General features: G+C 71.6%; 9 protein-coding genes. 5 read left to right on the top strand and 4 right to left on the bottom strand.

The window, feature by feature from the left end:
* Window positions 1–52 precede the first annotated feature (52 nt).
* From ACFYON_RS01325 to ACFYON_RS01315, 3 genes are all read left to right on the top strand, one after another.
* Complete coding sequence (locus tag ACFYON_RS01325; RefSeq protein ID WP_354873309.1) at window positions 53–1,528, top strand: aminopeptidase P family protein; 1,476 nt, start codon at window positions 53–55, stop codon at window positions 1,526–1,528.
* 265 nt (window positions 1,529–1,793) lie between these two features.
* A complete protein-coding gene (locus tag ACFYON_RS01320; protein WP_387188755.1) occupies window positions 1,794–3,545 on the top strand; it encodes a hypothetical protein in 1,752 nt (583 codons plus the stop codon).
* 279 nt (window positions 3,546–3,824) lie between these two features.
* On the top strand, window positions 3,825–5,702 hold the full coding sequence (locus ACFYON_RS01315) for a hypothetical protein (protein ID WP_387320444.1): 1,878 nt from the start codon (window positions 3,825–3,827) through the stop codon (window positions 5,700–5,702).
* Window positions 5,703–5,772: 70 nt separating this feature from the next.
* Here ACFYON_RS01315 and pulA read toward each other — a convergent pair whose 3' ends face one another.
* Both pulA and ACFYON_RS01305 read right to left on the bottom strand, forming a co-directional pair.
* Window positions 5,773–11,268 carry a pullulanase-type alpha-1,6-glucosidase gene (gene pulA, locus ACFYON_RS01310; RefSeq protein WP_387320443.1) on the bottom strand — a complete coding sequence of 1,832 codons (5,496 nt, stop codon included), beginning with the start codon at window positions 11,266–11,268 and terminating at the stop codon, window positions 5,773–5,775.
* A gap of 142 nt (window positions 11,269–11,410) precedes the next feature.
* On the bottom strand, window positions 11,411–12,055 hold the full coding sequence (locus ACFYON_RS01305; protein WP_354872509.1) for a cellulose binding domain-containing protein: 645 nt from the start codon (window positions 12,053–12,055) through the stop codon (window positions 11,411–11,413).
* A gap of 196 nt (window positions 12,056–12,251) precedes the next feature.
* Between ACFYON_RS01305 and ACFYON_RS01300 the strand changes: the two genes are divergently transcribed.
* On the top strand, window positions 12,252–12,851 hold the full coding sequence (locus tag ACFYON_RS01300) for a GNAT family N-acetyltransferase (protein ID WP_354872511.1): 600 nt from the start codon (window positions 12,252–12,254) through the stop codon (window positions 12,849–12,851).
* Between the two features lie 39 nt (window positions 12,852–12,890).
* On the opposite strand, the gene ACFYON_RS01295 is transcribed toward ACFYON_RS01300, so the two are convergent.
* The gene (locus ACFYON_RS01295) at window positions 12,891–13,544 is read right to left on the bottom strand and encodes a GPP34 family phosphoprotein (protein WP_354872513.1); all 654 of its coding nucleotides are present in this window, start codon (window positions 13,542–13,544) and stop codon (window positions 12,891–12,893) included.
* A gap of 199 nt (window positions 13,545–13,743) precedes the next feature.
* Between ACFYON_RS01295 and ACFYON_RS01290 the strand changes: the two genes are divergently transcribed.
* Window positions 13,744–15,255: an APC family permease gene (locus ACFYON_RS01290; protein ID WP_354872516.1), complete on the top strand. Its 1,512-nt coding sequence runs from the start codon at window positions 13,744–13,746 to the stop codon at window positions 15,253–15,255.
* Window positions 15,256–15,477: 222 nt separating this feature from the next.
* On the opposite strand, the gene ACFYON_RS01285 is transcribed toward ACFYON_RS01290, so the two are convergent.
* A complete protein-coding gene (locus ACFYON_RS01285) occupies window positions 15,478–15,867 on the bottom strand; it encodes a hypothetical protein (protein WP_354872518.1) in 390 nt (129 codons plus the stop codon).
* Window positions 15,868–15,889: the final 22 nt, after the last annotated feature.

Here is a 15,889-nt window from a genome sequence, read left to right as displayed (position 1 = left end):
CGAGCGCGCGGTACCGTCGGGACCAGCGACGAGGCTCAGGGAGGGGCGGATCATGGCCGAGGAGCGGACCGGGCAGGGCAAACCGGCGGACGGCACCGAGTCGCACGACCCGGATTTCCCGGAGGCCTTCCTGTCGTTCATGCGGCAGGGCTGGCGGGACACCGAGCTGCCGGTCCCCCCGCGTCCGGAGGTGCCCAACCACGCCAAGCGGCGGGCCGCGCTGGCCGAGGCCTTCCCGGGCGAGACGCTGGTCATCCCCACCGGCAACGAAAAGGTACGCGCCAACGACACCGACCACCGGTTCCGGCCGGGCAGCGACTTCGCGTACCTGACGGGCGACCTGGAGCCGGACAGCGTCCTCGTGCTGCGGCCGGGCGGCGAGGCCACGCTGTTCATGCGGCCCCGGTCGTCCCGGGCGACCGACGAGTTCTTCCGCAGCCGCCACGGTGAGCTGTGGGTGGGCCGCCGGCCGACGCTGCGGGAGAAGTCCACCGAGCTGGGCCTGCCGACGGCCGACCTGAGTGAGCTGGACGCGGCGCTGGCTGAGCTGGCGCCGGGGCGTACCCGGGTGCTTCGCGGTTTCGACGCCCGGGTGGACGCGGCGGTGCGTCGGTACGACGGCGCGCGCGCCGAGGGGCAGCCCGGCCGCGACCGGGAGCTGGCGATCGCGATCGCCGAGCTGAAGCTGGTCAAGGACGAGTGGGAGATCGCGCAGCTCCAGGAGGCGTGCGACGCCACGGTGCGCGGCTTCGAGGACGTGGCGCGGGCACTGCCGGCTGACCGCGCGGTCTCCGAGCGTCTGCTGGAGGGCGTCTTCGCGCTGCGTGCCCGGCACGACGGCAACGACGTCGGCTACGGCTCGATCGTCGGGGCCGGCGAGCACGCCACGATCCTGCACTGGGTGCACAACCACGGCGCCACCCGTCCCGGTGACCTGCTGCTGATGGACATGGGCGTGGAGAACCGCAACCTCTACACCGCCGACGTCACCCGCGTGTTCCCGGTCGACGGCCGGTTCACGCCGTTGCAGCGCCAGGTCTACGACGCCGTGTACGCCGCGCAGCAGGCGGGCATCGAGATGTGCCGGCCCGGCGTGGCGTTCCGGGACGTGCACCTGGCCTCGATGCGGGTGCTCGCGGAGGCGCTGAAGGATCTGGGGCTGCTGCCGGTGAGCGTGGACGAGGCGATGGACCCGGCCTCCACCGTCTACCGGCGGTGGACGCTGCACGGCACCAGCCACATGCTCGGCATCGACGTGCACGACTGCGCCAACGCCCGCAAGGAGACCTACCGCGAGGGGCCACTCGGCGAGGGGTACGTGCTCACCGTCGAGCCGGGCCTCTACTTCCAGCCGGAGGACGAGCTGGTCCCCGAGGAGCTGCGGGGCATCGGGGTGCGGATCGAGGACGACATCCTGGTCACCGCCGACGGCCCGGTGAACCTGTCGGCCGGCCTGCCGCGCGCCTCCGCCGAGGTGGAGACCTGGCTGGCCGAGCAGCGTGAGGCGGGCCCCCGCCTGCCCGGCTGATCCTGCGGCCCCCGACCTCCGGCGGGCCCCACCACCGCGCCGCCATGGCCGGTGATGGGGCCCGCCGCCGTCTGTGCGGTTCCGGTCCCGCTCACGTGGTTGCTCACCGACCGCCGTTCGTGGGAGGAACGCGGGCTTTTTTCGGATACATCCTCTTCGCGAGGACCCTTCTCATACGGTGTCGATCAGAGGCTACAACCGGTTTGTAGCTGGTCGCCCGGCCTGGGGCGGTGCGACCCGTTTGGGAAGAACCGAAAGGGCTCTCATGTCGAACGACGTAACGACACCCGACGGCGGCGCTCCGATGGCGCCTCCGCCGCGGACCAGCAGGCGGCGGGCGCTCTGGGTCGCCACCGGCGTGGCCGGGCTGACCGGCGTGGTCGGGCTGGCGGCGCTCGGCGGCCTCGCCGCCCGCGACGACAGGTCCGGCACCGAGCCGGTGGCGGACAACCACGCCGCGGCTCCCCAGAACGCCGGCAACGACTCCGACAGCGGCAAGCGCGACGAGGGGCACGGCAAGGACGAGCACGGCAAGGACGGCAAGGACCGTGGCCAGGAAGGCCACGACCGCGGCGAGTGGGGCCCGGACAAGGGCGACTGGGGCAAGGACGGCAAGGACGGCCACGGCGAGGTCCGTGAGGTCGCCTGCGACGACGACGCCCTGATCGACGCCCTCGAACTGGCCAACCGCGACCACGGCGGCAGCCTGAAGCTCGCCGAGAACTGCACCTACGAACTCGGCGTCAAGGACCGCAAGGCCGGCTCCGCCCTGCCCGAGATCAAGCAGGACGTCACCATCAAGGGCAACGGCTCCACCATCAAGCGCGACGCCGAAGACACCTTCCGCATCTTCCGCGTCGCCGACGGCGGCGACCTCACCCTCAAGGACCTCACCATCAAGGGCGGAAACGCCAACGAGTTCAAGTACCCCGGGCCGTCCGCGCCGAAGGCGGCCGAGCTGGACGCCAAGCGGGTCGAGGGTGACGGTGGCGCGCTCCTGGTCGAGCGCGGCGGCAGCGCTCACCTGCACGGCGTCAAGCTCGCCGACAACAGCGCCGAAGGCGACGGCGGCGCCCTGGCCAACTACGGCCGCACCTGGCTGATGGACAGCAAGGTCGTCGACAACCACGCCCAGGGCGACGGCGGCGGCATCTACAACGAGGGCATCCTCAAGGTCGAGACCACCCACGTCGACGACAACACCGCAGGCGGCAACGGCGGCGGCGTCGCCAACGGCAGCGGCGCCCACCACGACGGGCCGGTCGACCTCGCGTCGGCCGCGAAGGCCGACAAGGGCGAGCACGGCAGGCAGCACGCGGGCACCGTCGAGATCATCGGGGCGTACGAGGGGAAGGACGCCACACCGAGCACCCTGAGCCGCAACCGGGCCGGCCACAACGGTGGCGCCCTGTTCAGCAGCGGCGGCTGGGTCAGCGTCTCGTTCACCGCGATCACGGGCAACACCGCCTGCGACAACGGTGGCGGCGTCTACGCCGAGAGCACCGACCTGGACCTGGAGAGGGTCCTCGTGGCCGGGAACCACGCGGACGGCAACGGCGGCGGCGTGGTGACGACCGGCGGGCGGGACTGGACGCCCACCGGGGCCGAGAAGGCCGACGGCGAGGCGAGCGCCACGATCTCCGACAGCAAGATCGTCGACAACACGGCCAACCGGTTCGGTGGCGGCATCTACAACGGCGAGTGGCTCATCAAGATCGAGGACGGCTTCCTCGTCCGCCCGCAGGACAAGGACGACAACGCCACCCTCACCATCCGCGACACCCACATCAAGGGCAACACCGCCCTCAACGGCGGCGGCATCTTCAACAACAAGGCGAAGATCACCCTGACCAAGACCACAGTCACCAAGAACACCGCCACCGACTCCAGCAAGCTCCACCGGGTAGCCGGCGGCGTCCTCAACAACGAAGGACGCGTCAAGCTCGACGACAAGTCCCTCATCAGCGACAACGACCCCACCAACTGCGCCAACACCGTCGAGGACTGCTTCAACTGATCCGAACCACCACATAACCGGGGAGCCCTCCTTACGCCCGTCGGCGCGCGGGGAGGGCTCCCACCCCGGCCGGCCGCGTTGTCCCCTGCCGGGGCGTCAGGGCCGCCCTGCCCCCGCCATCCCACCCGCACCCTTATGCGGGTTTTTCTCGTATATAGCCACGAGGCGAAGAAGGCTCTCATACGGTCGTCTTCAGCAGCTACAACCGATTTGTAGCAAAGGCCGCCTCGCCAGGGCGAAGCGACCTTGTCAGATACAAGGAGAGGGCAGAGAGCTCCGATGTCCAACTACCTTCGCGATAACGATGACGCCACCAGCAAGACCATCTCCCCGCTCCGGCGTCGCCGGATGTGGCTCGCCGCCGGCGTCGTGGGCCTGACCGGAGCGGTCAGCCTCGCCGGCGTGGCCTATGCGACCACCGGGGCCACCGGACCCCACCGGCTCGCCGACGTGAAGTGGTCGACCACGCAGCAGGTCAGCGACGACGACCACGGCGACAAGGGCGGCAAGGACGAGCACGGCCGCGACGACTACGGCAAGGACGAGCACGGCAAGGACGAGCACGGCAAGGACGGCAAGGACCGTGGCCAGGAAGGCCACGACCGCGGCGAGTGGGGCCCGGACAAGGGCGACTGGGGCAAGGACGGCAAGGACGGCCACGGCGAGGTCCGTGAGGTCGCCTGCGACGACGACGCCCTGATCGACGCCCTCGAACTGGCCAACCGCGACCACGGCGGCAGCCTGAAGCTCGCCGAGAACTGCACCTACGAACTCGGCGTCAAGGACCGCAAGGTCGGCTCCGCCCTGCCCGAGATCAAGCAGGACGTCACCATCAAGGGCAACGGCTCCACCATCAAGCGCGACGCCGAAGACACCTTCCGCATCTTCCGCGTCGCCGACGGCGGCGACCTCACCCTCAAGGACCTCACCATCAAGGGCGGAAACGCCAACGAGTTCAAGTACCCCGGCGGCGGCCAGCCGTCGGCCGCCGCTCCGGCTGTCGCGGCCCCGGCCGCCCCGGCTGTCGCGGCCCCGGCCGCCGCTCCGGCGGTAGCGACCACGGCCGCCACCGTCACGCCCGTCGCCGACGGCATGAACGGTGGCAAGGACGACGACAAGCGGGTCGAGGGCGACGGCGGCGCGCTGCTCGTCGAGCGCGGCGGCAGCGCCTACCTGGACAACGTCAAGCTCGTCGACAACAGCGCCGAAGGCGACGGCGGCGCCCTGGCCAACTACGGCCGCACCTGGCTGAAGGGCAGCAAGGTCGTCGACAACCACGCCCAGGGCGACGGCGGCGGCATCTACAACGAGGGCATCCTCAAGGTTGAGACCACCCACGTCGACGACAACACCGCAGGCGGCAACGGCGGCGGCGTCGCCAACGGCAGCGGCCTGTCCGGTGAGCACGGCCCGGGGGCCTCCGCCGCGCCGCAGGGTTACGACCCGAAGGCCAAGCACAACGAGGCCGGCATCGTCGAGATCTTCGGTTCCGACCACGGGAAGGACGGCGTCGAGTCGAGCCTGTCGGACAACCACGCCGGCAAGAACGGCGGCGGCCTGTTCAGCAGCGGCGGCACCGTCACCGTGTCCTTCACCGCCATCACGGGCAACACCGCCTGCGAGAACGGCGGCGGCGTCTACGCCGAGAGCACCGACCTGGACCTGGACAAGGTGCACGTCGCCAAGAACCACGCGGACGGCAACGGCGGCGGCGTGGTGGTCACCGGTGGCAAGCACTGGGGCTTCCCGAACAACAAGGAGCACGCCAGCGCCACGATCTCCGACAGCAAGATCGTCGACAACACGGCCAACCGGTTCGGTGGCGGCATCTACAACGGCGAGTGGCTCATCAAGATCGAGGACGGCTTCCTCGTCCGCCCGCAGGACAAGGACGACAACGCCACCCTCACCATCCGCGACACCCACATCAAGGGCAACACCGCCCTCAACGGCGGCGGCATCTTCAACAACAAGGCGAAGATCACCCTGACCAAGACCACAGTCACCAAGAACACCGCCACCGACTCCAGCAAGCTCCACCGGGTAGCCGGCGGCGTCCTCAACAACGAAGGACGCGTCAAGCTCGACGACAAGTCCCTCATCAGCGACAACGACCCCACCAACTGCGCCAACACCGTCGAGGACTGCTTCAACTGACCTGACGGTCCCGGGGTGTGCGACCGGCCCCCCGCCACGTGACGTGGCGGGGGGCCGGTCGGCCGTACGGTCAGCTCTGGACGAACACCGCCACGCTGCGCGCGGGCACCGTGAACGTGCCGGCGCCCCGGTCGAACGACGCGGCACGCAGCGCCGGGTCGGCCGAGTTCCGCAGCACCGGGTGCAGCGCCACGTTCGCCCCGCGCAGCCCGGTGACCGTCTGCTTCGCCGTCTCCGGGGTGGCGTTGAAGACGACAGTCACCGACTTCCACTTCCCGTCCAGCCCGCGCGCGTCGAGCGTCATGGTGAGCACACCCGGCGTCTCCTTCGTTCCGGACAGCGGGAACGCCACCCGCTTCTGCACCTGCTCGGCGGTGTCGAGGCCGAACACCGGCGAGGACCGGCGGATGCGCAGCAGCTCCGCGTACCGGGCGTCGGCCAGTTCGACCGCCGCGCAGTCCGGTACCAGCGACGGGTCGGCGAGCAGCGGCTTCGCGTACGACCACTTGTCCTTGTTGTCGGCCTCCGGTGGCAGGCCGGCACCGAACCCGTTGCCCTGGGCGCAGTCCCACCGGATCTGGTTGAACCAGTCCCCGGAGTTGTAGGAGTTGCGGTCCAGCGACTTCGAGCGCAGCCGCTCCGAGCCGGTGGTCACGAATCCGGCGCCCTGCCCGAGCGCCGTGGTCGACAGCGCGAGCACCTGCATCCGGGCCCGGTCCTGCGCCGAGGTCCCCTGCGGCAGCTTGTAGGCCAGCGCGTCGTAGAGGATCTCATTGTCGTGGGCGTCGACGTAGGTGACCGCTTCGCCCGGCGCGGCAGTGTACCCGGCCGGAGCGCCGTTGTAGTCGACCTGCGCGCCGGTGACCCGCTTGCCGGTGGAGTCGGTGAACCGGTAGCCGCGCAGGTTTCCGGTCAGCCCCACCTTGATCAGGTCGTGCTGGTGCAGCAGCCGGGCCCGCTGCTCCGCGGCCGAGCCGTTCACCTCGTCGCCGTTCGGGTCCGTGTAGAGGCCCGAGGCGAAGCCCTGCACGCGCGGGTTGGCGTCGAACGGGCCACCGCCGCGCACCGCGTCGCGGAGCCGGTCGTTGAACGTGCCGACGCCGGTGCCGGCCATGTTGGCCTGGGTGGCCTGGGTGAACCGGGCGTCGTCGGCGACCTCGCCGAAGTTCCAGCCCTCGCCGTAGAGCAGGATCTTCCGCCCGTCCACGCCGTCGCGGGCGAGCGTGAGCTTGTCCAGCGCGGCCCGTACGGCCAGGATGTTCGCCTTCGGGTGGTGGCCCATCAGGTCGAACCGGAAACCGTCGACCTTGTACGCCTTGGCCCAGGTGACGAGCGAGTCCACCACGAGCTTGCCCATCATGGCGTGCTCCGGCGCGGTGTTGGCGCAGCAGGTGGAGTTGGCGACGGTCCCGTCGTCGAGGAGCCGGTGGTAGTAGCCCGGCACCACCTGGTCGAGCACCGACTTCGGGTCGGCGCCGGCGGCCGAGGTGTGGTTGTAGACCACGTCCATGACCACCCGCAGGCCGGCCTTGTTCACTCCGGCGACCATCTGGCGGAACTCGGTGGTGCGCTTCGCGCCGTCCGGGTCGGTGGCGTACCCGCCCTCGGGCACCGTGTAGTGCAGCGGGTCGTACCCCCAGTTGTAGCCGTCGGTGCCGGCGACCGCCGCGACGCACTTCTGCTGCTTGTCGGAGTCCGGCGGCAGCGCGGCCAGGTCGCAGTCCGGCCGGGCCTGGTCGGCCCGCTTCTCCGGGATGGTGGCGAAGTCGAAGGCCGGCAGCAGGTGCAGGTGGTTGACCCCGGCGTCGCCGAGCTTGCGCAGATGCTTCATACCGGCGGTGTCCGGGTCGGTGAACGCCAGGTAGGTGCCCCGCCGGTCGGCCGGGACAGTGGTGTCGGCGATGGAGAAGTCCCGCACCGACAGCTCGGAGATCTGCACCTTCGCCGCCGGCGGGGCGGCCGGCTTGCGCAGGTTCGCCCAGCCGGCCGGCGCGAGCGCCGGGTCGGCGAGGTCGACAATCTGGCTGTGCGTGGAGTCCGGCGCGAGCGCCACCGAGTACGGGTCGGTCACCGACGCGGTGACCATCTTCTGCGTGGCCGGCTGCCACGCCTGCACCCGGTAGCGGTAGTAGCGGCCGTTCCACGCCTTCGTGCCGCGGACCGACCAGACGCCGGTGCGGTCGTCGCGGCGCATCGCCACGGTGGCCGGCTGCGCCGTGGGCGAGTCGAACAGCTCCAGTGACACCGTGCGCGCGGTCGGCGCCCACACCGCCAGCGTGGGCACCCGGCCGGCGAACGTCGGGCCGAGCTTCGCGCCGGTCGCCGCCGCGTAGACGTCGTCGAGCACGCCGGGGATCTGCACGCCGGTGGCGGCGAGCAGCGCGCCCTCGGCGTCCCGTTCGGTGACCACGATCTGGCCGCGCAGCGCCGCCGGCACCCTGGCCAGGTCGGCGCGATCCAGCGTGAAGGCGCGATGGGCCCAGAGATGGGGGTACGCCTGCCGTTGCGCCTCGGTCAGCCCGTTGCGCCGCGCCCCCAGCGGGATCGTGGTGTACGTCCCGGTCAGCTCGCCGTCGGCGAGGCCGATCCCACCGGCCGGGGCGACGGCGAGCGCGTACCGCCTGCCGTCGGTCGGCCCGGTCGTCCAGGCCACAGTCGACCTGTCGATCCACTGCGCCTTCTGCTTGGTCAGGTCGAGATCCTTGGCGGCGCCGGACGTGGTGGTCGGCAGCAGCCGTCCCTTCACACCGGCCAGGAGCCACACCTCGCGTCCGGCGGAGGCGAAGTCGAGCCGCTGGTCCTCGGGCTGGTCCTTCTCGTCGCCCTTGTGAATGACGTAGCTCAGCCCGGCCGCCCCGGCCGCGAGCGGCACCCGGAACACCGCGCCGTACGCGTCGATCTTCTCCGGCTCGAGCGGGGCGGCCCAGTCGGTCGGGGTGGCCGCGCCGTCCCACAGGTGCAGACCCCAGCCGTCGTAGTTCCCGTCGGCCTTGCGCCAGTGGATCAGCGCGGTGTCCTGCGCGACGGGCGGGTCGGGTTCGCCGGTGGCGGCCTGCCGCGTCGGGTAGAGGGCCGGGTCGCCCTGCTTGACCCAGACCTCGCCGGTGGCCGTCACGTCGATGGTGCGGTCGTTCGCCACGTCCTTGTTGCCGTCGGCGTCGACAACGAGGAAACCGACTGTCTTCGCGCCGGGCTTGAGCTTGACCCAGGCGAACCGGCCGTAGGAGTCCTCGCCGGCGAACGGCTGCCCGGCGGGCCATTCGGTCACGTACGCCGGGTCGATGTCACCCCAGGCGTAGAGCCGCCAGTCGTCGTACCCGCCGGCCGGGCGCTGGTAGTGCACGATCGCCCAGTCCCGCGACGCGCCCTGCGCCGGGGTGCCGACGGTCCCGGTGGCACGGGCGGTGGCGGTGCGGCCCTTGCCGTCGCGGACCACCGCCTTGTACTCCACCCGGGTGCCGCCGGGCAGGCCGGTCAGGTCGTGGTGCACCGTGTACGGCGCGCGGTGCGCGCTGCCGAGCAGCGTCCACTTCCCGCCCGCGACCCGGGCGGCGAACGTGACCGCGGCGAGCGGGTCGCCGGTGACCTGGGCGGTGACGGCGACCTTGCCGGGGACCGGGTCGCCGCCCGGCTCGGTGATCGTGATCGTCGGGGCTCCGGCCTGCGGGATCGCCCGGTCGGCCTTGAGCACCAGCGCCGACATGGCCGGCACGGTGACGCTCAGCTTGCCGTCCGCGCCGGCCGTCGCGCCCGCGGCGCCGCCGTACACGCCGGTGAAGCGGGCGCCGGCCGACCAGGTGTCCACCGTGACAGTCTGCGGTGTCGCGGCGTTGTTCACCGCCGCGACGTACTCGACCCGGTCGGCGGGCAGGACGCGGGAGAACGCGAAGACGCCCGGCCCGTCGGCCGCGTACCGGGTCACCTGCACGCCGTCGCGCAGCGCCGGGTGCGCGGTCCGCAGCCTGCCCAGCTCGGCGATGGTCCGGTAGAGCGGGTGGCGGGTGTCGTACTGGTCGGCGGCGTGGGTCCGGGTGGTGCCGATCAGGTCGTCGTCGAGGTAGTCGGCGGTCCGCGAGGCGAACATGTCCTGCCGGGCGTCCTTGTCACCGCCCGGGCCGGTGAAGCCCTGCTCGTCGCCCGAATAGACGACCGGCTGGCCCCGGGTGAGGAACATGAGCTGGTGGGCGAGCCGGCTGCGGTTCACCTGGGTGGCGTCGTCACCGCCGGCGGCGGCGACGAACGAGCCGATCCGGCCCATGTCGTGGTTACCCAGGAACGTGGTGAGCCGGTTGGCGTTCGTGTCCCGCGCCGAGTACAGGTCGTCCTTGGCGTAGACGTCGGCGAGCGACTTGGCCGAGCCGTCGGCGGCGGCGTACCCGCGGGCCGCCTCCTGGAACGAGAAGTCGAGCGTGGCGGGCAGCCCGCCCTGCCGTACGTAGGTGGACTGGATCTCCTGCTCGGCGCTGTAGACCTCGCCGAACATGAAGAAGTCCTTCTTGCCGGCCTTCTTGGCGGCGGCGTCGACGCCCCGGGCGAACTGCGGCCAGAAGTCGAGGTTGGTGTGCTTCACGGTGTCGAGACGGAACCCGTCCACGCCGACCTTGCCGATCCACTGGGCGTAGATGTCGGTCATGCCGCGCACCACCTCGGGACGCTCGGTCCACAGGTCGTCGAGGCCGAAGAAGTCGCCGTACTCGCTGTTCTCCCCGGCGAAGGTGGAGTCACCGCGGTTGTGGTACATGGTCGGGTCGTTGAGCCACGCCGGCACCTTGACCTTCGCGTCGGCCGGGGTGGCGAACACCGGGGTGTACGGGAACGACTTCTCGTTCACGGCCGGGAACTTCCGCGTGCCGTCGGCGTAGTTGCGGTCCTCGAAGGGACGCCCCTGCGCGTCGCGGTAGGGGGCGGTCTTCTTGTCCACGTAGCCGTACTTGTCCTCGGCGTACCGGATGACGTCGGCGGTGTGGTTGACGATGATGTCGAGGTAGACCTTGATGCCCCGCCGGTGGGCCAGATCGACCAGCTTCTTCAACTCGGCGTTGGTGCCGAAGTGCGGGTCGACCTGGGTGAAGTCGGTGATCCAGTAGCCGTGGTAGCCGGCCGAGACATCCGCGCCGGCGCCCTGCACCGGCCGGTTCTTGAAGATCGGCGCGAGCCAGATGGCGGTGGTGCCGAGCCCTTGGATGTAGTCCATCCGGTCGATCAGGCCCTTGAGGTCGCCGCCGTGGTAGAAGCCCTTGTCGGTCGGGTCGAGGCCGGTGGTGAGCCGGCCGCCGGTCAAGCCGCCGGTGTCGTTGCGCTTGTCACCGTTGGCGAAGCGGTCGGGCAGGACGAAGTAGAACTGCTCGGCCTTCGCCGTGTTGGTGGCGGCCTTGAGCAGCGCGTCCGGGGACGGCTCGCGGTTCCACTGCGGAGCGTTGCCGGCGGCCAGGACGTCGGGGGTGGCGGCCGGGCCGGTGGCGCCGGCGCCGAGCTGGTGGAGGGCCACCGGCACGCCGACGAGAGTGAGCACGAGGGAGGTGACCAGGGCGAGCAGCGCCTTGGGGGATATCGGCGGCGGTTTCATCGACGGCCTTTCTCTGGTCGCTGATTCGCCCGCACGCTAGCCCTCGCCGAAACATTCTGCAATACCTTGCAAACCATGTCGTAACAAAGCAGTTACCTTGCAAGGATGGCGCATCCGTCGGACCCGACCCGGGCCGCCTGACCTACCTGTCGGCGCAGGGCGTGCCATCGACGGTGCAGCTCGCCGGCCGGGTACCGGCCCGCTCGATGTGGAACCGCACCGGCACGGACTGCCCGGGGGCCAGGTCGAATCCGCTGCGATAGGTGAACACGCCGTCGGCGAAGCCGAACACGCCCTGCTCGGCACCCTCGACCCAGGCGGTGACCAGCCGCCCACCGGGGAACACCGCCCGCACCGTCCAGCCGTGCGGCGTACGCGCGGTGTTGACGAGCAGCACCTCACCGATGAAGCCGCCGTCGAAGGAGCTCGTCACGCTGTACCGGCCGGCCACCGCCGAGGGCGGCGCGGGCGAGGGCGGCGGCGAGGGCAGCACCGGCCGGGCCACGCCCCGCGGGCTCGGAGGCGGCGCGGCCGGCGTCGGCCGGGCGGGCAGCATCGTGGACCGGGGCGACAGGCCCGGCACCGGCGCGGTGGCGGCGACCGGCGAGGGGCCGGTGGCGCTGACCGCCGTGGGCGTCAGCGGCGTGCCGGGCAGCGACATCACCGGATCGGCCGGACCGGCCGCCGGGAACGTGCTGCGGCCCCGCACCGAACCGAGCGCCACCACCAGCAGAACCACCATCACGAGCACCCCGGCGGCGACGAGGATCCAGGGGGACGAGGTCATGGCGGCTCCGGGCTGCGGGCCGGGGCGACGCATGCGGGACATGGTCCTCCTGTCGGGGTCCGGGCCAGAGTAGCCACCCGGACCGGGTCACGGCGAGGATCGCGCTCGAGCCCTGCCGCCCGGTGCCTCACACCTGATACCTTGCACGCCGATCAATGACCACAATGGCTCGTCGAGCCGGTAGGACGGGTAGCCAGTGACTGAGTGGCAGGGCAACATCCGGCGGGCGTCCGCAGCGGACGCCGCCGTCGTGACAGCGATTCTCGCCGAGGCTTTCATGCGGGATCCGGTGAGCGGATGGGTCTTCCCGGCCGACGACCACCGTGCGCGGGTCCATCCCGCATTCTTCCGACCGTTCGTCGCGCTGGCGCTGCGCACCGGTGAGGTATATGTCGCCGGTGACGGGCTGGGCGCCACGCTGTGGCTGCCCACCGGCACGGGCCACGACGCCGAGGACGGCGGCGAGTTCGACGGGATGGAGGCCGCGATCGGCGCGGAGGCCATGAAGCGGTTCGCCGTGCTGGACGAGATGATGAGCGCCCGGCACCCGGGTGAGCCGCACTGGTACCTGCCTTTCATCGGGGTGCACCCGGACCATCACGGCAAGGGCGTCGGGTCGGCGCTGCTGCGTAACAGGCTGGCCGAGCTGGATCAGGCCGGCACGGCGGCGTACCTGGAGGCCAGTTCGCCGCGCAACGCCGAGCTCTACGAGCGGCTCGGGTTCCGGCGTCGTCCGGTCACGCTCGACCTGCCGGAGGGCCCCAGCCTCTACCCGATGTGGCGCGACCCGGCCTGACCGGCGCCGTCCCGCCCCGGCTCGGCCCGGGGCGGGACGTCATCGCCGTACCGTCGTGGTGCTGACGTCGAGCGCGCCCACGACGGCGGCGAGCAGCCCGTCGAGCTGCGCCGGCAGGAACCGGCGGCAGTCGCGCATCCGCGCGGCCACCTGCGGGTCGAAGATGTGCGCGGCCAGCCCGACCGCCTCGGCGAGCGTCGCCAGCAGCAGCGTGCCCGGGTCCAGCTCGGCCGGGGACGAGTGCATCAGCATCGCGGTCAGCCGCACCCGCGGTGAGGCCGCCTGGTTCGGGTCGTTGGCCGGCCAGCGCACCGCGCGGCCGATCAGCTTGCCCTGCTCGCGGCGGAGTACGCCGGCGGTGACCAGCCGGGTGCCCACCCGTTCGTTGATGTTGAGCTGGGTCCGCAGGTAGCGGATCCACAGCCGGGCCGGATGCGCTCCCTCGCGGCGCAGGATCTCGGTGATCAGCAGGTCGGTGAGCGGCTCCTGCCACAGCCGCGGGTCCACCGCGGCGATCCCCCCTCCGTCGAGGGCGATCCGGCCCTCGAACATCAGCTCGGCGAGCGCGGCGCCGGCCAGCCCGCACTCCAGCCGGTCGACGGCGACATGTGGCTTGCCGGTGAACTCGTCGTGTCCGATAAGGAACAGCGCATCCGCAAGCCGGTAAGTGGCCTGCGCCCCGGGGTAGGTCATGGTCCATCCTCGAACGGTGGCCGTGATCGTCGACACGGGACGGTACGGCATGACCACGCACAGCTCAATTCCGGCGGATCACGCGCGCCCCAAATCGATATCGAAGCGGGGTTGTCACAATACGTGATCACCAATACCCTGCTTCACGTTGTTCCGAAGTAGACATGTCAATCCCCTTACCCCCTCCCCTGGAGAAGCCTTGTCCTCCGATCCGTTCTTCTCCGACGGTGGGCTGCGCCGCGGTCGTCTCGGCACCGCTCACCTCGTCTTCTTCACCGTCGCGGCGTCCGCCCCGCTGACCGTTCTCGGCGGTGGTGTGACCACCATGTACGCGGTCAGCGGCAACATCGGCGCCGCGCTCGGATACGTGCTGCTCGCCGCCGTACTCGCCGTCTTCGCCACCGGCTACGCCGCGATGAGCCGGTACGTCGCAAACGCGGGCGCGTTCTACGCGTACATCGCCAACGGCCTCGGCCGGGCCGGCGGGGTGGCCGGCTCGGCGGTGGCACTGGCCGCGTACAACGCGATCCAGATCGGTCTGTACGGCCTGCTCGGCTCGATCCTGGGCGACTTCATGGACGCCAAGACCGGGATCACGCTCGACTGGTGGGTCTGGGCGCTGCTGGCCTGGGTGTTCATCGGCGCGCTCGGTGTCCTGCGCATCGACCTCAACGCCACGGTGCTCGCAGTGCTGCTCATCCTCGAATGCGTGGCCGTGCTGATCTTCGATCTGGTGGCCTTCGCCAACCCGGACGGCGGCGCCGTGACCACCGCCGGCATCAGCCCCGGCCATCTGTTCGGCGCCGGCTTCGGCGCGGTGCTCGCGTTCACCATCGCCTCCTTCACCGGCTTCGAGAGCGGCGCCATCTACAGCGAGGAGGTCAGGGATCCGCGGCGCACGGTGGCCCGTGCCACCTACATCGCTGTCGCGTTCACCGGCCTGTTCTACGCCTTCTCCGCCTGGGCGCTCACCGTGCTCACCGGTCCGGAGAACGCCCCCGCGGCCAGCGCCGAGGCGGGTCCGGGCATCATCTTCGGCGCGCTCGACCAGTACACCGGCGCGGTCGTCGCGGACATCGCCAACGTCCTGTTCATCACCAGCGTGCTGGCCGCCCTGCTGTCGTTCCACAACGGCGTGGCGCGCTACCTGTTCGCGCTCGGCCGGGAGCGGGTCCTGCCGGGCTTCCTCGGCGCCACCTCCAGCCGCAGCGGCGCGCCGGTCGCGGGCTCGCTGGTGCAGAGCGTGCTCGCCGTGGTGGTGTTCCTGGCGTTCGCGATGACCGGCCGTGACCCGGTCATCGACCTGTTCACCTGGCTGTCCGGCGCGGCCGCGGTGGGCGTCGTGCTGCTGATGACGCTCACCTCGGCATCCGTGGTGGGCTTCTTCCGCGGCCGTCCCGGCCCGGAGAGCGCGTGGCAGCGGACGATCGCCCCGGCGCTCGGCACGATCCTGCTCACCGCCGTGCTGCTGGTGCTGCTGTTCAACTTCGACGCGCTGCTCGCCCCCGACACCGCGAGCTACCTGAAGTGGCTGCTGCCGGCGATCCCGGTGGCGGCGGGTGTGGCCGGTCTGCTCTGGGGCCTGGTGCTGCGCACCAGCCGGCCGGACACGTACCGCCGGATCGGCCAGGTCACCGAGGAGGACCTGCACGAACCCGGTCTGCACTCGGCCCCCGCGGCCGAGCGCTGGGCCGGTGCCCACCACCGCTGACGCCCGTCGGGGGGGGGGGGGGGGGGGGGGGGGGGGGGGGGGCGGCGGCGGCCGCCCCCCGGCGGCGGCGGGGGGGGGGGGGCGGGGGCGGGCGCCCCCCCCCGGGGGGGGGGCGGCCCCCCCGCCGCCCGCCCCGCCCCCCCGGCCCCCCCCCCCCCCCCCCCGGCCCCGCCCGCGCCCCCCCCCCCCCCCCCCCCCCCCCCCCCCCCCCCCACCACCAGCTCAGGAGGTACGGATGACGGTGCAGATCACCGGGCCGTCGTCGGTGGCCCGCAACAGGTAGCGGTAGCGCTCGCCGGGCACCGCGCCGCCCTGGCTGTCCAGGAACTCCCAGCGCACCGCCACCTCGGTGAGCAGCGCCGAGATCTGCTGCACGTCCTCGATCTGCGCGTTGGCGGCGACGAGTTCCCGCTCCTGGTAGTCGGGGGCGGCGCCGACGAAGCTGAGCGCCACCGCCGCGGGCGAGGTGAACGAGAAGCTGTAGGTGTCGGCGACCACCAGCCCGGGCAGGGCGTAGCAGCCGGCGATGGCCGGCACGTCGGCGGTGGTCAGCGCCACGCCGTACCGGTCGAAGAAGTCGGTGAGCGTGTCGAGGTCGGTGGAAGCCGTCACGACGCTCCTCATTACCGGCCCG

Source organism: Micromonospora sp. NPDC005686 (assembly GCF_042871665.1).
Lineage (GTDB): Bacteria > Actinomycetota > Actinomycetes > Mycobacteriales > Micromonosporaceae > Micromonospora.
The sequence above is the reverse complement of the archived record's forward strand: the minus strand, read 5'-3'. Positions and strand labels throughout refer to the sequence as shown.